Consider the following 19,352-nt stretch of genomic DNA (forward strand, 5'->3'; position numbering starts at 1 on the left):
TGACAAATGGCACGATACAAGGAGGATAAGGAAGAAATGGCTGAAGAACTGTCTCATGAAAATGAAAATAACGAATCAGTGGTACTAAAATTACTTTCGGAAAAAGATATGTACGGATATGAGATGATAAAAACTCTTAGAAAGAGAGCACAGAATGTTTTTGAAAAGAAGGCCGGAATGCTTTATCCTCTGCTTCATGGGCTTGAGAGCAACGGGACTCTTAACTCATATGAGCAATATTGCCGCGGGAAGATGAGAAAGTATTACAGTATCGCCAAAGAGGAAAAACAGGAAGAGTAATAAGGCGTTACAGATAGGTTTTTAAGATGGAAGAGTATATTAAAAAACTGCTTGAGCAGGTGCGTTTTGAGAAAGCGCACAAGGCTATTGGGGAAGAAATAAGAGCACATATAGAAAATCAGATAGAAGCGAATGTTTTAGACGGAATGGACAAAGAAACAGCGGAGAAAAAAGCTGTCGAAGATATGGGAGATCCCGTTGAAACGGGAATTGCACTTGATAAGGTTCACAGACCACAGATGGCATGGGGAGTTGTAATCGTAGCTCTTTTTGTTGCAATCGTGGGAACATTGATTCATGTCCTTATGGCAAAAGATCCGGCTTTAGAGTATTTAAAGTATCGTAATGATATCGGTTCATTTATCATGTTTACTGTCAGCGGAATATCAGTAATGTTGCTGCTTTATCTTTTGGATTATATAACAGTTGCAAAGTATTCTAAGGTAGTAGCAACATGTATGATAGCCGTGTATATGCTTGGAATTTTTTTGCGTGATAAAGTTTACTTCATGCAACTGGAGTGGCTCGATAAGACGGGGCATAGGACGGGATGGGAAAACGCAGACTTTCCGTTACCGATAAAAGTGCTGGATTTAACCTCATCTTTTATGAATCCGCCTATGCTGTTACTTATTCCGCTCTATGCAGGGATAATCTATAAGTACAAAGGACAAAAGTATGATGGACTTATAAAATCAGTTCTTTGGTTAATTATTCCAAGTTATATTGTTAGTTATAGACATAACTATGTAATATGTTTGATATTTGTGCTCAGCATGCTTGTTCAGCTCACGTTTGCAATAAAAAAAGAATGGCTGAAAGTATCAAAGATACCTGTACTTATAACGTTATGGACTACCTTCTCGGTGTTTTTGGGATTTGTTGCTAAAAAAGAATATGAGCGCGCAAGCGGAACTGTTCTTAGATGGGGCGGCGAGGATGGAAATCTGTATGAACGACCAACCATTAATGCAAATATAGATATAGTCAGGGCATATATGAAGCAGGTAAAGCTGTTTGGAAATGCATTGTTAAGCAGTTTGGGAGGAAAATCATATTCGCCTGCCCAGTATAGTATTTCAGATCCCGGAACCCGTATGATCCTTACATATATTCTGACGACAGGCGGACTGATTGTTGGAATAGTGGTTATAGCTACTGTAGTCGGACTTATTGTGTATGGACTTGTTACAGTTTTAAAGACTAAGAATCAACTGGGAATGGTAATCGGAATCGGCTGTATGATGTGGCTTATTTCAAATACCGTTGTTAATATTCTTGTTGGAACAGGAATTATCGATGATCAAGGCGGAGGGGCATTTTTGCCGTTTGTTTCAAATGATAAGTTGGTTGAGTCATATGCATTACTTGGAATATTGCTCAGTATTTATAAGTATAAGAATGCTTATTCACAGCATATAGATATAAATCTTCGCATTGATCTTAAGAAACTGAGATTAAAAAAACTAAAGTAGTGTGAATTATATTTTGTCACGACAGCAAGTGTTTGTACTAAGGAGGATTGTATGGAAGAATACATCAAAATATTACTTGAGCAGATCCGATTTGAGAAAGCGCATAAGGCTATCGGGGATGAAATAAGAGCACATATAGAAGATCAGGCGGAAGCAAATATTTCCGAGGGAATGGATAAAGCTACAGCGGAGAAAAAAGCTGTCGAAGATATGGGTGATCCCGTTGAGACGGGAATTGCGCTTGATAAGGTTCACAGACCGCAACTGGCGTGGGAGTTTGTTGTTGCAACTTTGGCTGTGACATTCTTGGCTGTGGTACTTCATATTTTTATGACAAAGCAGTTAAGTTGGGGCTTAGCTATACAGATAACTCCGAATTGTATTGTTCAAGAGGGTACCATGTTTGTTTTCTATTCTATACTTGGAGTGGCTGTAATGATGCTATTTTATCTTATAGATTTTACAACAATCGCCAAGTATTCTAAGGTGGCCGGATTAATTTTGCTGGCGTTTTATTTTATATCGATTTGTTGGATAGTTATGGATAATCCGGATTCATTAGATTATGAAATCTGGATGTTCTTGGATGGATTACATAGTCGGGCAACTTTGCTTATGTTTTTGATGGTTCCGATTTATGCAGGTATACTTTACAAATATAGAGGGCAGAAGTACGGCGGACTTATAAAGGCAATATTTTGGGTGCTCATAAGTGCCGATCTGTTATCAATCCAGGATGGAAGATATACTTTTGAGGAAATGATAGTAGTAATGATAGCTATGCTTTCTCAGTTAACAATTGCTATAAAAAAAGAGTGGATAAAGGTACGTAAGACGCCGACCATTATTTTTATCTGGTCATTGCTGATACTGCGAGTTGTAGGCATTGTCAAAACTTTATGCAGGTATGAATGTTTTTGGAGGGAAAATGAAATATTGTTAATCATCAGGTCTTCAAGGCTATTCGGAAGAGGAATGATATCAGGGGATAACATTGAACTGGCTGAAGATACAAGTATTTTGACATATATATCGACAACAATGGGAATAGGAGTCGCAATAGCGATTGCAGCCGTTGTACTCGGGCTGATCATTTACGGACTGATAGTTATTACAAAAACTAAGAATCAATTGGGGCTTGTTATGGGGGGTGGCTGCATTATCTGGCTTATCGGAAAAGTCATTTTTAATATAGCATGCGGATTTGGAATGTATGACGGCGGTGATAGTGTATCTTTTTTACCGTTTATTTCAGGCGGACTTGCCTATGATGGATTACTGGCGTCCTATGCAATGTTTGGTATAATACTTAGCATATACAAATACAAGAATGCATATGCAGAGCACGTAGACATAAGTCTTCACGTAAGATCAAAAGATTTTGGGGGATGAGAATTATGACAGTAGATAAATCTCTTTTAACCGGCAGCAGTACAATGCTGGTTCTAAAATTACTTTCGGAAAAAGACATGTATGGGTATGAGATGATCGATACCTTGAGGAAGAAGTCGCAGAATGTCTTCGAATTCAAGGCAGGGACTCTTTATCCTCTTTTACATGGCCTTGAGGAAAAAGGAATGCTCAAATCATACGAGCAGGAATACCTCGGTAAGACCAGAAAATATTACAGCATAACAAAAGAGGGACGAAAGCTCTTAAAGGCTAAGACCGATGAGTGGAACGAGTATTCGGGCGCTATCGTAAGCGTATTGGCATACGGTGTATGACAGACTAAGCAATACATTAAATAAAAATGACAGATAGGTTTTACAAAATGGAAGAGTACATTAAAAAATTACTTGAGCAGGTGCGTTTTGAAAAAGCGCATAAAGCTATCGGGGATGAAATCAGAGCACATATAGAAGACCAGGCGGAAGCAAATATTTCCGAGGGAATGGATAAAGAGACAGCTGAGAAAAGAGCTGTCGAAGATATGGGTGATCCCGTTGAGACGGGAATTGCACTTGATAAGGTTCACAGACCTCAGATGGCGTGGGGGGTAATCGTAGCAGTATTAGCTGTTGCGATTGTTGGCGCAATATTCCAGTTTCTTTTGCGGAATGATCAGGTTTTGATAAAAGATGGGCAGTATTATAACCCAGATAGAAATTATATTGTTAATAACTTTTTTTCATATACCATTATGGGGATATGTTTGATGCTCCTTTTTTATTTTTTGGATTTTACGGTTATTGCAAAGTATTCCCGAATTATAGGGATTGTATGGGCATCAGGTTATTTGATTACATCGTTGCCGGATGCTTTATTGATCAATACAGGAGTATTGACGTTTAAGCAAACGCCATTTGGAATTGGTATTTTAAATGAGATTGCATGGAGGCTTTCTGACAAGATGCTCATATTGGTGCCTCTCTACGCCGGAATTCTTTATGAGTATAAGGAACGAAAAAAGACTTTTTCGAAGGCGCTTTTGTGGATTTTTATTCCTGTTTTTTACATATATTTTGGAGATTACCTGATAAGGGGTGATGCTACAATAATCGCGATATGTATGCTTGCAGAGCTTACAGTTGCAATAATGAAAGGATGGATAAAGTTACAAAAGAAGGTACTGGTACACCTATATGGGGGATTTATAATAATCACATCATTGTCTTACGGACGTATGTTTAAATGCTATGGAGATAGTGTGCAAGAGGAGATATTAAAAAAAGTTGTTGATTCAATATATTTGTTTGGCTCAGGAATATATTACGGACACGATGGTTTTCAAAAACCTTCAAGTTGCTTTATAGATCGGCCATTTGGAACATATTTTTTGACATATATTTCATCGACTTACGGAGCGTTTTGGGGAATAGTGATTATTGCCATTGTAGTTGGAATAATCGTATTGGGATTTATGAATTTATTTAAGTCAAAAAATCAGTTGGGACATGTTATGGGTATGGGGTGTATGATGTGGCTTGCAGTAAATACTATTGTTAATGTGTTCACTGCATTTGGAGTTTTTCCGGAATGGTTTTTCGTTGGTGCTTTTTTGCCGTTTGTATCAACTGATAATTCTGATTCTCTTATTTATGCATATGCGGCGCTCGGAATACTGCTCAGCATATATAAGTATAAGGATGCATATTCACAAGATGTGGAAATTGAGCGTTTTGGGATAAGAAATTTATTAAAAGATTTGAATCTGTAAAAGGATGTTTGTGGTGCTTGGCATATATAAAAACGCTTACCTACAGCGCATAGATATAAAATTTTGCAGTAAGTCAAAAAAAATCGAATCAGGAAATACAGGACAGAATATTACAGCATAACAAAAGAGGGACGAAAGCTCTTAAAGGCTAAGACCGATGAGTGGAACGAGTATTCGGGCGCTATCGTAAGTGTATTGGCATACGGTGTATGATATAAGTATTGTTGGATTTACAGGGGTACAGAGGTTGTAACAATGGAAGAATATATAAAAAAGCTATTGGAACAAGTGAGGTTCCGTGAGGCTCATCAGGGGATACACGATGAGCTTAAGGCTCATATTGAAGATCAGATAGAAGCAAATATTTCAGACGGAATGGATGAAGATACTGCGGAGAAAAAAGCTGTAGAAGATATGGGAGATCCGGTTGCTACAGGTATTGAACTTGACAGGGTTCACAGGCCGCAGATAGCGTGGGGCGTTATAATCGCGGCGGTGCTTGTCGGCGTTATAGGAATAATAATCCATACCTATATTGCGAAGGACAAACTAGTGATCGATTCTATAAGTGAGCCGCCTTTTGCAGCCGATGACAGATATTATATCCTTTTTACTGTTTTGGGGATTGGCGCAATGTTTTTCATGTATCTTGTGGATTACACAACTGTTGCCAAGTATTCCAAAGTGATCGCAACTGTATTGGTGGCGGGATATCTGATTGCGTACTACGGAAGTTATAAGTTTTATAGATTGGTAGCGGATAAGAGTGAATTAAACGGAGAAGCGTTAAATTATGACCAACTGGAATCACTGATGGGGGTTTTAAATGGTTGTGTCAGCGTTTCTTTTGCATTGATGTTTTTGCTGATTCCTCTATATGCGGGAATTCTCTACAAATACAGAGGACAATCGTATGGGGGGCTTATAAAGGCTCTTCTTTGGGTTTTTGTGCCAAGGCTCATACCGTTTGTATCAACAAGATATTATAATATGCGTGCCTTTATAGTTGTAGGCAGCATGCTTATTCAGCTTACGTATGCGATAGGAAAAGGCTGGATAAAAGTGCGAAAGATTCCTTCAATCATATCTATATGGCTGGCTTATGTATTTTATCTGGTCTACTTTATCCGGACTGAGGTTGGAGGATTCATAAGAAGTGGCAGTAATGAAATAAAAACAATCATGGATTCAATGAAGATATTCGGAGAAGGGAAAATATATACTTGGGGCGGCGCAGCATCAATGCAGTCAAGGGGATGTGTAAATTCTCCTGCGGGGAGTTATGTTTTGACTTATATCTCGGCGACCTGGGGGCTGGTTATAGGACTTGCGGTTGTTATGATAGTTGCAGCGCTGATTGTTTTTGGATTTGTCAGTATGGCAAAGTCAAAGAACCAGCTCGGACAGATTATGGGATGCGGTTGCATGATGTGGATCGCGGTAAATGCTATTGCCAATATCGTTGTGGGATTCGGAATTGTTCCGGAGTTTTATGCATCTTTTTTCCCATTCATATCTAATAACAATATTGTGATCTCGTATGTATTCTTGGGGATACTGATAAGCGTGTACAAATATAAGGACGCCTATCCGCAGCATGTTGATATTAAGGCTCGGAGCAATAAGGAAAAAAGATTGCAATCCTTAAAAGATAATTAGGGAAAGGTTTAGTATAGATAAGTTAGCGCCGTTGTCGCGCTTCAAGGAGGATAAAATGGCAGTAGATAAATCTCTTTTAACAGGCAGCAGTACAATGTTGGTTCTGAAGTTACTTTCGGAAAAAGACATGTATGGGTATGAAATGATCGACACATTAAGAAAGAGATCACAGAATGTCTTTGAATTTAAGGCGGGAACGCTTTATCCGCTTCTTCACGGACTGGAGGAGAAAGGTGTTCTCAAGGTTTACGAGCAGGAGTATCTCGGCAAGACAAGAAAATATTACAGCATAACGAAAGAGGGCAGAAAGCTATTAAAGGAAAAGACACAGGAGTGGGAGGTTTATTCCGGCGCGATAGCAAACGTTCTGGCCTACGGGGTATGAGTATGGAAGAATATATCAAAATGTTACTGGAGCAGGTGCGTTTTGAGAAGGCGCACAAGGCTATAGGTGATGAGATCAGGGCGCATATAGAAGAGCAGATAGAAGCGAATGTTTCGGACGGAATGGACCGTGTGACCGCGGAGAAAAAAGCTGTCGAGGACATGGGGGATCCCATGGAAGTCGGAATGTCGCTTGACAGGGTTCACAGGCCGCAAATTGCATGGGGCTTGATAATCGCGGCAATGACCATTGGAGCTGTCGGAGCGATGATCAGGATGACGGTAGCATATTCTGAGTATGATGACTTCGTAATTGCTATTAATGCTTTTTTTGGTATTTCCTTGATGTTGCTTGTATTTCTTGTGGATTATACGACTATATTAAAATATTCTAAGTTGCTGGCGGCTGTATTGATAGTGGGAATGGTACTTAATCAGGCTATTTACTCACATGGACCGGAAGGAAACTTTTTCTGGCAGCCATATTCCATTACGAGGGTTGTTTTTACAACGTTGTTTGTCTTATTTATTCCTCTATATTCCGGAATAATCTATAGGTATAGAGGGCAGGCGTATAAAGGGCTGATCAAGGCGGTTCTTTGGATTGTTATTCCGTGCATGTATATGAGTTCGCGACTGGAGGGGCATGCGGCCTTGCATGTTATGATGATCGCATTAAGTTTGCTGGCTCAGCTTACAATAGCAATAAAGAAGGGCTGGTTTGAAATTCCACAAAAGAAGGTGATTGCATATTTGTGGGCTGCGTTTGCGATTTTTCCCGGAAATTTGATGATTGAACTAAGGAATTGTTTTCCCAGCAGTAAATTAATAAATGTAAGACATGTTATGGATAGACTTAAGCCGCTTGGATGCGGGGTAGTATATCTTAATCTTGGCGAAAATGTGACTATGGCCGCAAGCAGTTATTTTGGTGTAAAGACAGGAGAGCATGTCCTTCTGTATATATGTTCAGATTGGGGATGGCTTATAGGATTAACAGTTATTTTAAGCGTTGTCGGATTGATTGTTTTTGGATTTATCGCTTTATCTAAGATAAAGAATCAAGTGGGAATCGCAATGGGAAGCGGTTGTCTCATTTGGCTTACGGCAAATGCTGTTGCAAATTTACTTTTGGGATTTGGATTATTTTCTACGACATATGTAGGCGATACTTTTTTTCCTTTTATATCAGACAGCAATGTTATAGTATCGTATGTCTTCCTGGGGATAATTCTCAGTATATATAAATACAAGAATGCTTATTCACAGCATGTAGACATTAAAGCTCAATCGGGAGTTCAACTGAAACTTTTGAATTATGAGCTTGACATCAGACTACGTAAGGAGGTGAAGGAAGAAAAAAAGGCTTTAATAAAACAAAAAATGGGAGAAATTATCTATGACAAAAAGTAAAAAGATCGTTGCGCTTGCAATGTGCATGCTAATGGTGCTTTCAGATGTTGCCTGTGGCAAAAAGGAAGCGGATGATTCTTCTCTTTCAATTTCTGTCGAAGATGTAGTTATCGGTGATACTGCTGCGGAAGCTTCATCGGATGGAGTGAAGAATTTCGAGATTCCGGAAGGAATGTACCTTAGCGAGATCACAGGTGAGCCAATAAGCGAAGATATTAAAGATCAGCGTCCTATCGCTGTAATGGTTGATAACGAAAAGACCGCGCTTCCGCACTTTGGAACAGCAGAAGCGGATGTTGTTTATGAAATAATGAACAGTACTAAGAATGACCGAATTACAAGACTTATGTGTATTGTAAAGGATTGGGGCAAGATAGAACAGCTTGGAAGTATCAGAAGTACACGTCCCACCAATATTCTTCTTGCTGCTGAGTGGGATGCGGTGCTCTGCCATGACGGAGGCCCCGCGGCTCATATCACGGCATATTTTAAGAATCCCTGGGCACAGCATTTTTCGGGAACTTTCTCCAGAGTAAAGAACGGAAAGCCAAAGGAGTTTACAGAGTATGTCTGTTCGGGTGATATGGAGAGTAACTTCTCAAGTATGAAGAAGGATCCCGCATATTCAACAACTTATACCGAGTACAGAAACGAGGGAAGTCATTTCAACTTTGCTCCTTACGGCAAAGAAGTTGACCTTACAAAGGTTTATGACAAGACATATCCCGTAACGGAGATCGGACTTCCTTTCTGGCACAATACTTCTACACTTAAGTATAATGCCGAAACTAAGGAATATGAGTATTACGAGTACGGGGCGCGCCATGAGGATGCGGAGGACGGAGAGCCTCTTAGCTTTAAGAATGTATTTATACAGAAGTGTGATTTCAACCAGCTTGATGAGAATGGTTATCTTATTTATAACTGTATCGCAGCAGGTCAACCCGGATGGTATGTCACAAACGGCGTTGCCAAGAGTATCACATGGGTAAAAGATGATGCAACTCATCTGACCAGATTTTATGATGACAAGGGTGAGGAGATTCAGATCAACACAGGTAAGACATATATCACACTTGTTCCGTCAGATACGTGGGATTCGCTCACAATGAAATAAAATTATAGATTTATTGCAAATGCAGAGAGGAACTTTCACTTAAAAAGTGAGGTTCCTTTTTCTGTACACATATTGACAAAAGAATCTCTCTTGAGGTATTGTATTATTGTACTAGATAATTAATACAGTAATACAAATGCTGTGCGGAACGAAAATGTTGCGTATACAGAATGGAGAGAAGAGATGAGTAAAAGAAATATTATTGGAAGAGCAATAAGTGTGATCCTGACATGTACTCTTTGCGTCACGACCTTTACAGGCTGTGGCGGAAAGAAACTTACGGATGAGGATTTTGCGAATATCAAAAAGATTGATAAGAACTGCATTTTTAAACAGGAGGAATTTAAGGATATTCTTGAAGCCGGCGACAGCGTGGATGTACTTGGCAGAAACGGCGATAAGATACTTGCTGTAAGTAAGACTCAGGCAGGACCGTTTAAATATATGTCTTTTAACCCGGACGGATCGGATGTAAATTCTGCCGAGATCGGAGGCGGGAAGGACGATTACATAGTCACCGGTACCTTCGATAAAGACGGAAATGCTTACGTCATTTATAAAGAATGCAAAGAAGCCGATGGTTCATACGGTTCATTTCTTGAAAAGATCGAGCCGACGGGAAATATAGCTTACAAATATGATTTTTCAAAAGAGTTTGACGAGGATCCGTTCTTTATCAGGTGTTTTGCATGGTCGGATAAATACGGGCTTCTGTGCGGAACTATGGACGGTGTCCAGACCTTTGATGAGAAGAACGGCCTGAAAGTCCTTGTGGATAGAAAAAACATGAATGGCATGGGCGGAATCCTGAGTATTGATGAACTTGCGGACAATAAGCTGTTTATAAATTATTTTGATGACAGCAGTTACGAAGGGCGATTTGTGGTAGCCGATGCAGATAATAATAAGGTGGATAAAAAGCTCAGTGGTTTTCAGAAGCACGGCTTTTATAGCTTTTTTGAGGATGAAGCAGGTAATCTGTATGCAGAAGATGACTATGGTATCTACAAATGTGACATTGAAGCGGATAAACTTGTGAAACTGCTTGATTTCAGGGATGCATCCATAAGTTTTGATGAAATGAATGCGCAGGCCGGATTTGTTGCATTAAATGAAAAAGAAATAATCGCGGATACTTCCGTAGGTGATGAACAGGTCAACTCTCTTGTGAAGCTTACAAAGGTAAATCCGGAAGATGTCGGTGATAAAACAGTCATCACCTTATCGGGTATGTATGTTGACAGGGATATTGTCAAACAGATTATGGATTTTAACAGGTCCAGTGATAAGTATGCGATCAAGATACTGGATTACAGCGAGTTCTATGATGATTTTGAACAGTTGCAAAAGCAGTTTAATCTTGATATCACATCGGGCAAAGCTGCGGATATTATATGCTTTTCGGGCGCTGAATCATCTGTAAGGAAATATGCCGATAAGGGGACTCTTCTCGATCTTTCGGCTGCTTTTGAGAACGGAGGACCGCTTGGAGATATAGAGATTCTTCCGAATATAAAAGAGATGATGAAGTATAACGATAAGATTTATACATTTATGCCTACGTTCGACATTTCTACATTTGCAACCAAATCCGAAAATGCAAGCGGAAAGCAGACTTTGAGCTACAAGGACTGTGATGAACTGATAACCGGTAAAGGTATGGATTATAAAACGGCGTTTGGTTCATATTACACCAGAGATCAGATCTGCGAATATTTCTGGATGATGTATGGAGATGAGTTTTTTGACCTTAAGAGTAAAAAGTGTAATTTCAATACTCCTGAGTTTACGGAATTCCTGAATTTTGCCAATAAGTTCCCCGATGAAGAACCTGTCGATTATGTTATCGGAGATGATATCCTTGACGATTTTGCAGCGGGAAAAAGTATATTCTATGCTGCGAATTATTGGGATATTTGGGAATATGCCGAGACAAAGCAGCTTGCCGGTGATGTTGAGCTTGTAGGATTTCCAAATAACCTCGGAAAAAATCTGGCTGCGCTTAATACGACAACATTCGCCGTAAACAGTAAGACGGAAAACGTTGATGTTATCTATGATCTTATCAGAGAGCTTATGACTTCGGATAAGAAATCAGATAATGGTTTTTCTTCGGTGAAATCTAAGTTTGAAGAAGAGCTTCACGAAGCTGCCGTTGAGGCAAGCGATAGTAACAAGAGGGCGAAATTGTACGATCCTGTAAGCGGAGAGTGGAAAAAGATAAATCCGCTGACAGAAGAAGATATCAAGAAGTTCTATGACTATGCCGTTTCCATAAACACAAATGCAGGAATTGATATGCAGGTTTCAAGTATAGTCCTGGAAGAAGCATCATCATTTTTTGCCGGACAAAAAACAGCTGAGCAGGTTGCCGAGGTCATTCAGAACAGAGTCAGCAACTATATCGCCGAAAACAGCTGATGAGGGTTAATGGTAAGGATTAGCAAAACTTCCAACCCCATGATGACGCATTAAAAATGCTGCATCTGCACGCCATCGGTTGGAAGTTTTGGAATCTGCAAATTTTTTTGAAAAAGTTTGCAGACTTTTTTCTGTTTGAATCGTTATATTATATGAAGAGAGAAAATTAGGAGGGTAAGTTGGGGAAGATTGATTCGAAAGAAAAGTTAATACAACTTATGGATCGGTACAAAAATCTGGTCTTTTCGGTTTGCCTTAAACTTACCGGCGATTATTTTACCGCGGAGGATATCACGCAGGAAACGTTTATTGCTGCATACAGTCATCTTGATGATTTTGACGGAAAGAATGAAAAGGCATGGCTTTGCAGGATCGCGAGCAATAAATGTATCGACTTTTTAAGAAGCAGTGAAATGAAAGAAGAGGCGGTGGGCGATGATGAGCTCGAGGCTTCCATGGATGTGGGCAGGGACGGACCGCTTGAAACGTACATTGCAAGGGATGTGGAAAAAAGATTTTTTGACCGCTGCAATGAACTTGATGAGCCGTACAGATCTGCGGCCGTCGGCCACTTTATCCGGGGCAAGACCGCAAAAGAGCTGAGCCTTGAGAGGGGGATACCTCTTAAAACGGTGCAGTCCCATATTTACAGAGCACGTGAGATGTTAAAGAAAATAATCAGGAAGGAGGAACTGTTGGCATGAGTCATGAGTATCTGAGTGATGAAGAATTGCAGAAGCTTATCATGGACGTTGAGCTTAATGATATGACCAAGGCGCCTGCAAATCTTCAGAAAAAAGTGCTTGATGCAGTTGATGCTGCAGACAAAGCAGGTAATATCGCGAAAACCAAAAAACAAAAGATAATCGAATACAGATTATACAGCCTGAAAGTGGCTCTCGCTGTTGCTGCAGCAATAGTGGTAATGTTCATTGTTCCCGGCGTTCCTGTTGCAAATAGAGATTTTTGTTCAATGGATAAAACAGATTTTCAAAGAGATGTTTCCTTTAGGGATGAGATCTTAAAGAAAAAAGATGATATAAAAAGTAAAATATACAGCATTTTTGCTGGTGATGTGGAGGTTGATGATGGAATATAAGAAAAGAAACGGATTTTTTGTTTTTTGCTTCTCGTTTATACCCGGAGCGGTGGAGATGTATATGGGATTTATGAAAAACGGTGTATCGCTGATGGCAACATTTATGGTGTTTTGCGTTGGGTTAATGCTTGATTTTTCACTGCTCTCGGGACTTGCGGCCGGACTTGTCGTGGTAACCTGGTTCTATGCTTTTTTTCATGCATGGAATATGTATAGGTTAAGCGGAAATATCCTGATGGGAATGGAGGACAGGTATATCTGGACGGAATTCGGACTTCCCAAAGAATTTGAGATAAAAGAGGAAAAGGTTCGCAGAGTTTTTGCTATTGCATTTATTTTGGTCGGGGCAAGTGCGTTGTGGGACAATATTTTGGAATACCTTCGCGATATTATTGTTAATTATGTCTCTGCAGATATCTGGCGCGCTTTTAGTGAAATATTGTACAACGTTCCGCAGATCGTCATATCGGTAGCGTTTATATACGTTGGAATCAGACTTATCAAGGGAAAAAAGAAAGAGCTTGGAATTTCCGATGTGTCCGGAGAAAATAATTGACTTGTATTTTGAAAGTACGATCATTCTGAGCGGGAGGTAAAAGATGGAAACGGTAAGAATACATAGAGTCGGTACAATAACTGCGGGGATTACTCTTATAGTTTTGGGAGCCGCTTATATTCTTAATTTTTTTGGATATTTTGAGATTACCATGGTAACAAGACTGTGGCCAATCATATTGATAGGTGTGGGCGTTGAGATACTTATTTCAAGCTTTGAAAAAAGCAAAGTGGTCTATGATAAAGCGGCTATGCTGGTCATGTTTGCGATGATCGCTTTTGCAATGTTTATGGCATGCTGGGATAGATGCGTGATACAAGAATTTCTGTGATCTTTTATAAAAAAACTATGTCAAAGATTTGTAGAATTTTTATAAATCGTTCATATTGCGTTTAACGTATGCTGATATACTGACAATATAAGAAATACATGAAAGTGAGTTAGTTTTATGGCAGCAGAGCATTTTGACTATTCAAAAATCAGCTACAATAAAAACGATGATTGGGATGACGTTACTTTAATAGACCTCGAGAATCTTCTTAGGCAAAAAGACCAGGTGAAAGAGTTTCGTACTCTTATGATGAAGTATGACAGTGCACTACTTGAAGTTCGTACCAAGCTTGATGTATTAAACAAGGAATTGTCTCTTAGAAATAACAGAAATCCTTTTGAAGCAATAAAGATGAGGATCAAGACTCCTCTTAGCATATACAAGAAGCTAAACGGCAAGGGAGTTGATTTTTCTATTGAGAATATAGATAAGTATATATCGGACGTTGCGGGAATACGAGTTGTGTGTTCATTTGTGGACGATATTTACATGTTGGCGGATTGTCTTGCAAATCAGGATGATATCAGGGTGCTCCAGAGAAAAGACTATATCGATAAGCCAAAGAAGAGCGGCTACCGAAGCCTTCATCTCATAATAGAGGTTCCGATCTTTCTTGTTCAGGAAAAAGAGTACATGAAAGTCGAAGTGCAGTTCAGAACAATAGCCATGGATTTCTGGGCAAGTCTTGAACATAAGATGAAGTATAAAAAAGACAATATCAATCAGGAAGTTATTTCCGACGATCTTAAGTTCAGTGCGGATCTTATCAATCAGCTTGATCTAAGGATGCAGCAGATTCGTCGTAAGATTGACGGCGAAGAAGAATAGTGCAGGAGATTTTATTTATATAACAACCCCCGTAGTGCTTATAAAAGAGCTATACGGGGGTTGTGCTTTTTATTGAACACGAGGAAATTTCTATTAGATAAAAAACGCTCCGCTATTGATGCGACCTGCGCGCATCAATTCTTTGCTGTCCAGCGTCCGCTTGCGCCGCAGGGAAGGACAAGTCCGTTTGATTTAACGGGAAGTCCGATCTCATTTGCTTCGATTGTTCCGGGATGGATGGGATCGAGTACGGTATGAAGCATATATGACAATACGGCGGGCTGTAGACCTGTTGTGTATGAATTTATAAGGAAGAAGAGAGGATTATCTGACAAAAGCTTGGATGTCAGTTCGATAAAAGGGAATACTGAGTCTTCAATTTTCCAGATTTCTCCTTTGGGTCCTCTTCCGTATGAGGGCGGATCCATTATTATTCCGTCGTACTTGTTTCCTCTTCGTATCTCGCGCTCTACAAATTTTACGCAGTCATCAACGAGATATCTAATAGGGGCGTCCGAAAGCCCCGATGAAGCCGCATTTTCTTTTGCCCAGGCTACCATACCCTTGGCTGCGTCTACGTGTGTCACCTTAGCGCCTGCTTTTGCAGCGGAAACGGTGGCTCCGCCTGTGTAGGCAAAAAGATTCAGAACTTTGATCTCACGATTCGCTTCCTTTATTAATGAAGAGAACCAATCCCAGTTTGCAGCCTGCTCGGGAAACAGTCCCGTGTGCTTGAAACTGAAAGGCTTGAGGTTAAAAGTAAGTTCCTTATAATTAATAGTCCATTCTTCGGGGAGGTTTCTGAACTCCCATTCACCGCCGCCTTTGCTGCTGCGATGGTAATGGCCGTTCCATTTTTTCCATCCGAAATGTTTTTTATCCGTTTTCCATATTACCTGAGGATCGGGCCTTACCAGCATATAGTCGCCCCAACGCTCAAGTTTTTCGCCTGAAGAGGTATCTATGACCTCATAGTCTTTCCATCCGTTTGCAATCCACATATTTTTTTCCTTTTGACTAAACTTTTCATAAGATATCAAGATTTACCTATGACACCTTCGTCCTATTATAATATAAAGAAGCTTTCGGATGGTGCAGAATTTGTGAGTTGCGTATTAATGTTAAAAAACATCAAGAAAGACTGGCTAAAAACGCTGATTTTACGATAAAAGTCATTAATTTATAAAAAGTAGTTGCATATACTTTTAAAATGTCTTACAATCATATACGCTGTGACATGATAGCTATGAAGCGTGAGGTTGCTGCTTTCATCCAGTTAAGCAGGTTTTCCGTGGAGCGAATGTCTAGAGACCACTGATGTGGTCAAACAAACTGACGACAAGTCACTGTACAGACAATTAAGTCTGCCTACTAACCCAAGGCAGAAACGACGTGTAGGGATTCTATGGCCTTAATTTGTGTTAAGACATAGGACACACACGGGAGAGTGTACAGTCACCGCTTGTCGTACTTGTATATAAAAGTGCGAAAAGGAGGCGACTTTTTTTATGGCAAATCAGGTAATGAGAATTACACTTAAGGCTTACGATCATCAGCTTGTTGATGCATCAGCCAAGAAGATTATCGAGACAGTCAAGAAGAACGGATCTCAGGTTAGCGGACCGGTGCCTCTTCCTACTAAGAAGGAAGTTGTTACTATCTTAAGAGCGGTTCACAAATACAAAGATTCAAGAGAACAGTTCGAGCAGAGAACACACAAGAGACTTATCGATATCATCACACCTACATCTAAGACAGTTGAGGCTCTTCAGAGACTCGAGATGCCTGCAGGTGTAAATATTAATATAAAGATGAAATGATATAAAATATATCATATTTATCGAATACAGAAACTATTCACACCTCTACTAGTATGATGCAAGGCGCATGATGCCGTGATAACTGGAGAATTACCAAAAACGTTGCAGGTAATTAAACGACATTGCGATCGTAGTACGCATCCGCTGTAGATGTAATAAGGAGGTAGAAACATGAAGAAGGCTATTTTAGCTACTAAAGTCGGAATGACTCAGATCTTCAAAGAGGACGGATCACTTATTCCTGTAACAGTTCTTCAGGCAGGACCTTGTGTTGTAACACAGATCAAGACTGTTGAGAACGACGGATACAGTGCCGTACAGGTTGGCTTTGTTGATAAGAAGGAAAAGATTGTCAACAAGGACAAGAACGGAAATAAGACAATTATTCATCGCCATGGAGCAACAAAGGCTGAGCAGGGACATTTCAAGAAGGCAGGAGTTTCTTGCAAGAGATATGTAAGAGAGTTCAAGCTTGAGAATGCTTCTGAGTATGCACTTGGTGCAGAGATCAAGGCTGACGTTTTCGCTGAAGGCGACAAGATTGACGCAACAGCTATTTCAAAGGGAAAAGGATTCCAGGGCGCTATTAAGAAGAATGGTCAGCACAGAGGACCTATGGCTCACGGTTCCAAGTTCCACCGTCATCAGGGTTCTAATGGTTCAAGTTCAGATCCCAGCCGCGTATTTAAAGGCAAGGGAATGCCCGGACACATGGGTAGTGTTAAGGTAACAGTTCAGAATCTCGAGGTTGTAAGAGTAGATGCAGACAAGAATCTTATTCTTGTAAAGGGCGCTATTCCCGGACCTAAGAAGGGACTTGTTACAATCAAGGAAACCGTTAAGGTTATCGGTTAATAGAACGCGAAAGGAGGACCAAACAGATGGCAAACGTATCTGTTTATAATATGGAAGGCAAAGAAGTTGGTAAGCTTGATTTAAGCGATGCTATCTTCGGTGTTGAAATAAACGAACATCTCGTACACATGGCAGTTCTTCAGCAGCTTGCTGACAAACGCCAGGGTACACAGAAAGCTAAGACACGTTCTGAAGTTTCAGGAGGCGGAAGAAAGCCTTGGAGACAGAAGGGAACAGGTCATGCAAGACAGGGTTCTATCAGAGCTCCTCAGTGGAAGGGTGGCGGAGTTGTATTTGCTCCCGTTCCGAGAGATTATTCTTTCAAGATGAACAAGAAAGAGAAGAGAGCTGCTCTTAAGTCTGCACTTACAGACAAGGCTCAGAGCAACAACCTTATCGTTGTTGACGAGCTCAAGTTTGATGAGATCAAGACTAAGAAGTTTGCTGAGGTTATGAACAACCTCAAGGCTACACGTAAGGCTCTTGTTGTTCTTGCAGACAATGATAAGAACGTTGTTCTTTCAGCAAGAAATCTTGCAGAAGCAAGCACAACACTTACAAACACACTTAACGTGTATGATATCGTAAACGCTAAGACACTCGTTCTTACTAAGGACGCAGTTACAAAGATAGAGGAGGTGTATTGCTAATGGCAGCATTACAGTATTATGACGTAATCCTTAAGCCTGTTCTTACAGAGAAGAGCATGGCCGGCATGGGCGAGAAAAAGTACACTTTCCTTGTTAATCCTGAAGCTAACAAGACACAGATCAAGGAAGCTGTAGAGAAAATGTTTGAAGGAGCTAAGGTTGCTAAGGTTAACACTCTTAATGCCAACGGCAGAAAGAAGAGACGTGGAATGACAATCGGTTTCACAGCTAAGACTAAGAAAGCAATCGTTCAGCTTACTGAAGACAGCAAAGATATTGAGATTTTCCAGGGACTTTAAGCAGAACACTTAGCTAGGTGGTTTCGAACTTAGCGAAGTCTGCATTACCACTAAAGACTATACGTGCGAATCCAATAAAAAGTCCGGGATTCAGATGTTTTTTAACATCAGTCACGTGATAAACAAAAAAGGAGAAATAATCATGGGAATTAAGAAGTACGGCCCATATACCCCATCCAGAAGAAACATGACCGGATCTGATTTCTCAGAGATCACAAAGAAGACTCCCGAGAAGTCACTCGTTGTTTCTAAGAACAGCAAGGCTGGTCGTAACAACCAGGGTAAGATCACTGTAAGACATCGTGGATGCGGCGGCAGAGTTAAGTACAGAATCGTAGATTTCAGAAGAAATAAGGACGATATGCCTGCAAAGGTTATCGGAATTGAGTATGATCCTAACAGATCAGCAAATATCGCACTTATCCAGTACGAGGATGGCACAAAGGCTTATATCCTTGCACCTAACGGATTGACAGACGGTATGACAGTTATGAACGGAGCTAACGCTGAGATTCGTGTTGGTAACTGCCTCCCTCTTTCAGCTATTCCTGTCGGTGAAAACGTACACAACATTGAGCTTTATCCCGGAAAGGGCGGCCAGATGGTTCGTTCAGCCGGAAACGCTGCACAGCTCATGGCTAAGGAAGGTAAGTATGCAACACTTCGTCTTCCTTCAGGCGAAATGAGAATGGTTCCTATCGAGTGCAGAGCTACAATCGGTGTTGTAGGAAATGGCGATCACAACCTTATTAACTATGGTAAAGCCGGAAGAATCCGTCACATGGGTATCCGCCCTACAGTTCGTGGTTCTGTTATGAACCCCAACGACCATCCTCATGGTGGTGGTGAAGGTAGAGCACCTATTGGACGTTCAGGCCCTTGCACACCTTGGGGCAAGCCCGCTCTTGGTTATAAGACACGTAAAGCTAAGAAGGCTTCTAACAAGCTGATCGTAAGAAGAAGAAACGGTAAGGCCATCAAATAA

21 protein-coding genes are annotated in these 19,352 nt (G+C 40.4%); 20 read left to right on the forward strand and 1 reads right to left on the reverse strand.

Going from position 1 to position 19,352, the window contains the following annotated elements:
• The first annotated feature begins 36 nt into the window (after positions 1-36).
• The 15 genes from BLP87_RS10510 to BLP87_RS10580 all read left to right on the forward strand — a co-directional run bounded on the left by BLP87_RS10510 (position 37) and on the right by BLP87_RS10580 (position 14,743).
• Entirely contained in the window at positions 37-300 is a 264-nt protein-coding gene (locus tag BLP87_RS10510) for a PadR family transcriptional regulator (protein WP_074462671.1), read from the forward strand.
• Between the two features lie 26 nt (positions 301-326).
• The gene (locus tag BLP87_RS10515; protein WP_074462672.1) at positions 327-1,775 is read left to right on the forward strand and encodes a permease prefix domain 1-containing protein; all 1,449 of its coding nucleotides are present in this window, start codon (positions 327-329) and stop codon (positions 1,773-1,775) included.
• 51 nt (positions 1,776-1,826) lie between these two features.
• The gene (locus BLP87_RS10520; protein WP_074462673.1) at positions 1,827-3,167 is read left to right on the forward strand and encodes a permease prefix domain 1-containing protein; all 1,341 of its coding nucleotides are present in this window, start codon (positions 1,827-1,829) and stop codon (positions 3,165-3,167) included.
• A 5-nt stretch (positions 3,168-3,172) separates the two neighbouring features.
• A complete protein-coding gene (locus tag BLP87_RS10525) occupies positions 3,173-3,502 on the forward strand; it encodes a PadR family transcriptional regulator (RefSeq protein ID WP_074462674.1) in 330 nt (109 codons plus the stop codon).
• Between the two features lie 47 nt (positions 3,503-3,549).
• Complete coding sequence (locus BLP87_RS10530) at positions 3,550-4,935, forward strand: permease prefix domain 1-containing protein (protein WP_026667364.1); 1,386 nt, start codon at positions 3,550-3,552, stop codon at positions 4,933-4,935.
• Positions 4,936-5,190: 255 nt separating this feature from the next.
• Positions 5,191-6,594 carry a permease prefix domain 1-containing protein gene (locus tag BLP87_RS10535; protein ID WP_074462675.1) on the forward strand — a complete coding sequence of 468 codons (1,404 nt, stop codon included), beginning with the start codon at positions 5,191-5,193 and terminating at the stop codon, positions 6,592-6,594.
• A gap of 55 nt (positions 6,595-6,649) precedes the next feature.
• Positions 6,650-6,979, forward strand: coding sequence for a PadR family transcriptional regulator (locus BLP87_RS10540; protein WP_074462676.1), 330 nt, complete (start codon positions 6,650-6,652; stop codon positions 6,977-6,979).
• A gap of 2 nt (positions 6,980-6,981) precedes the next feature.
• The gene (locus tag BLP87_RS10545) at positions 6,982-8,391 is read left to right on the forward strand and encodes a permease prefix domain 1-containing protein (RefSeq protein WP_074462677.1); all 1,410 of its coding nucleotides are present in this window, start codon (positions 6,982-6,984) and stop codon (positions 8,389-8,391) included.
• Complete coding sequence (locus tag BLP87_RS10550) at positions 8,378-9,508, forward strand: DUF3048 domain-containing protein (protein WP_143002131.1); 1,131 nt, start codon at positions 8,378-8,380, stop codon at positions 9,506-9,508. The genes BLP87_RS10545 and BLP87_RS10550 overlap by 14 nt, the downstream gene beginning before the upstream one ends.
• A 183-nt stretch (positions 9,509-9,691) precedes the next feature.
• Positions 9,692-11,929, forward strand: coding sequence for an ABC transporter substrate-binding protein (locus BLP87_RS10555; RefSeq protein ID WP_074462678.1), 2,238 nt, complete (start codon positions 9,692-9,694; stop codon positions 11,927-11,929).
• 179 nt (positions 11,930-12,108) lie between these two features.
• Positions 12,109-12,633 (forward strand): RNA polymerase sigma factor, encoded by a 525-nt coding sequence (locus BLP87_RS10560; RefSeq protein ID WP_074462679.1) that lies wholly within the window; start codon positions 12,109-12,111, stop codon positions 12,631-12,633.
• Complete coding sequence (locus BLP87_RS10565; RefSeq protein ID WP_074462680.1) at positions 12,630-13,028, forward strand: hypothetical protein; 399 nt, start codon at positions 12,630-12,632, stop codon at positions 13,026-13,028. Before BLP87_RS10560 ends, BLP87_RS10565 begins: the two co-directional genes overlap by 4 nt.
• On the forward strand, positions 13,018-13,584 hold the full coding sequence (locus BLP87_RS10570; RefSeq protein ID WP_074462681.1) for a hypothetical protein: 567 nt from the start codon (positions 13,018-13,020) through the stop codon (positions 13,582-13,584). Before BLP87_RS10565 ends, BLP87_RS10570 begins: the two co-directional genes overlap by 11 nt.
• A gap of 43 nt (positions 13,585-13,627) precedes the next feature.
• Positions 13,628-13,915 carry a LiaF transmembrane domain-containing protein gene (locus BLP87_RS10575; protein ID WP_074462682.1) on the forward strand — a complete coding sequence of 96 codons (288 nt, stop codon included), beginning with the start codon at positions 13,628-13,630 and terminating at the stop codon, positions 13,913-13,915.
• A gap of 117 nt (positions 13,916-14,032) precedes the next feature.
• A complete protein-coding gene (locus BLP87_RS10580; protein WP_083334574.1) occupies positions 14,033-14,743 on the forward strand; it encodes a GTP pyrophosphokinase in 711 nt (236 codons plus the stop codon).
• A gap of 134 nt (positions 14,744-14,877) precedes the next feature.
• Here BLP87_RS10580 and BLP87_RS10585 read toward each other — a convergent pair whose 3' ends face one another.
• Positions 14,878-15,744, reverse strand: coding sequence for a class I SAM-dependent methyltransferase (locus BLP87_RS10585; protein WP_074462683.1), 867 nt, complete (start codon positions 15,742-15,744; stop codon positions 14,878-14,880).
• Positions 15,745-16,251: 507 nt separating this feature from the next.
• On the opposite strand from BLP87_RS10585, the gene rpsJ reads away from it, so the two are divergent.
• From rpsJ to rplB, 5 genes are all read left to right on the forward strand, one after another.
• Positions 16,252-16,563, forward strand: coding sequence for a 30S ribosomal protein S10 (gene rpsJ / locus BLP87_RS10590; protein WP_013279995.1), 312 nt, complete (start codon positions 16,252-16,254; stop codon positions 16,561-16,563).
• Between the two features lie 171 nt (positions 16,564-16,734).
• Positions 16,735-17,418, forward strand: coding sequence for a 50S ribosomal protein L3 (gene rplC, locus BLP87_RS10595; RefSeq protein WP_026515616.1), 684 nt, complete (start codon positions 16,735-16,737; stop codon positions 17,416-17,418).
• A 26-nt stretch (positions 17,419-17,444) separates the two neighbouring features.
• On the forward strand, positions 17,445-18,068 hold the full coding sequence (gene rplD / locus BLP87_RS10600; RefSeq protein ID WP_026655626.1) for a 50S ribosomal protein L4: 624 nt from the start codon (positions 17,445-17,447) through the stop codon (positions 18,066-18,068).
• Complete coding sequence (rplW, locus tag BLP87_RS10605) at positions 18,068-18,367, forward strand: 50S ribosomal protein L23 (RefSeq protein WP_026515614.1); 300 nt, start codon at positions 18,068-18,070, stop codon at positions 18,365-18,367. The genes rplD and rplW overlap by 1 nt, the downstream gene beginning before the upstream one ends.
• A gap of 142 nt (positions 18,368-18,509) precedes the next feature.
• Complete coding sequence (gene rplB, locus BLP87_RS10610) at positions 18,510-19,352, forward strand: 50S ribosomal protein L2 (RefSeq protein ID WP_026655625.1); 843 nt, start codon at positions 18,510-18,512, stop codon at positions 19,350-19,352.

Source organism: Butyrivibrio hungatei, from assembly GCF_900101605.1.
In the GTDB taxonomy this organism is placed as follows: Bacteria; Bacillota; Clostridia; order Lachnospirales; family Lachnospiraceae; genus Butyrivibrio; species Butyrivibrio hungatei_B.

Bases quoted from the DNA above. Each gene is read 5' to 3' on its own strand.
- BLP87_RS10510 (WP_074462671.1), top strand. From the start codon at position 37: ATGGCTGAAGAACTGTCTCATGAAAATGAAAATAACGAATCAGTGGTA.
- BLP87_RS10515 (WP_074462672.1), top strand. From the start codon at position 327: ATGGAAGAGTATATTAAAAAACTGCTTGAGCAGGTGCGTTTTGAGAAA.
- BLP87_RS10520 (WP_074462673.1), top strand. From the start codon at position 1,827: ATGGAAGAATACATCAAAATATTACTTGAGCAGATCCGATTTGAGAAA.
- BLP87_RS10525 (WP_074462674.1), top strand. From the start codon at position 3,173: ATGACAGTAGATAAATCTCTTTTAACCGGCAGCAGTACAATGCTGGTT.
- BLP87_RS10530 (WP_026667364.1), top strand. From the start codon at position 3,550: ATGGAAGAGTACATTAAAAAATTACTTGAGCAGGTGCGTTTTGAAAAA.
- BLP87_RS10535 (WP_074462675.1), top strand. From the start codon at position 5,191: ATGGAAGAATATATAAAAAAGCTATTGGAACAAGTGAGGTTCCGTGAG.
- BLP87_RS10540 (WP_074462676.1), top strand. From the start codon at position 6,650: ATGGCAGTAGATAAATCTCTTTTAACAGGCAGCAGTACAATGTTGGTT.
- BLP87_RS10545 (WP_074462677.1), top strand. From the start codon at position 6,982: ATGGAAGAATATATCAAAATGTTACTGGAGCAGGTGCGTTTTGAGAAG.
- BLP87_RS10550 (WP_143002131.1), top strand. From the start codon at position 8,378: ATGACAAAAAGTAAAAAGATCGTTGCGCTTGCAATGTGCATGCTAATG.
- BLP87_RS10555 (WP_074462678.1), top strand. From the start codon at position 9,692: ATGAGTAAAAGAAATATTATTGGAAGAGCAATAAGTGTGATCCTGACA.
- BLP87_RS10565 (WP_074462680.1), top strand. From the start codon at position 12,630: ATGAGTCATGAGTATCTGAGTGATGAAGAATTGCAGAAGCTTATCATG.
- BLP87_RS10570 (WP_074462681.1), top strand. From the start codon at position 13,018: ATGGAATATAAGAAAAGAAACGGATTTTTTGTTTTTTGCTTCTCGTTT.
- BLP87_RS10575 (WP_074462682.1), top strand. From the start codon at position 13,628: ATGGAAACGGTAAGAATACATAGAGTCGGTACAATAACTGCGGGGATT.
- BLP87_RS10580 (WP_083334574.1), top strand. From the start codon at position 14,033: ATGGCAGCAGAGCATTTTGACTATTCAAAAATCAGCTACAATAAAAAC.
- BLP87_RS10585 (WP_074462683.1), bottom strand. From the start codon at position 15,744: ATGTGGATTGCAAACGGATGGAAAGACTATGAGGTCATAGATACCTCT.
- rpsJ (WP_013279995.1), top strand. From the start codon at position 16,252: ATGGCAAATCAGGTAATGAGAATTACACTTAAGGCTTACGATCATCAG.
- rplC (WP_026515616.1), top strand. From the start codon at position 16,735: ATGAAGAAGGCTATTTTAGCTACTAAAGTCGGAATGACTCAGATCTTC.
- rplD (WP_026655626.1), top strand. From the start codon at position 17,445: ATGGCAAACGTATCTGTTTATAATATGGAAGGCAAAGAAGTTGGTAAG.
- rplW (WP_026515614.1), top strand. From the start codon at position 18,068: ATGGCAGCATTACAGTATTATGACGTAATCCTTAAGCCTGTTCTTACA.
- rplB (WP_026655625.1), top strand. From the start codon at position 18,510: ATGGGAATTAAGAAGTACGGCCCATATACCCCATCCAGAAGAAACATG.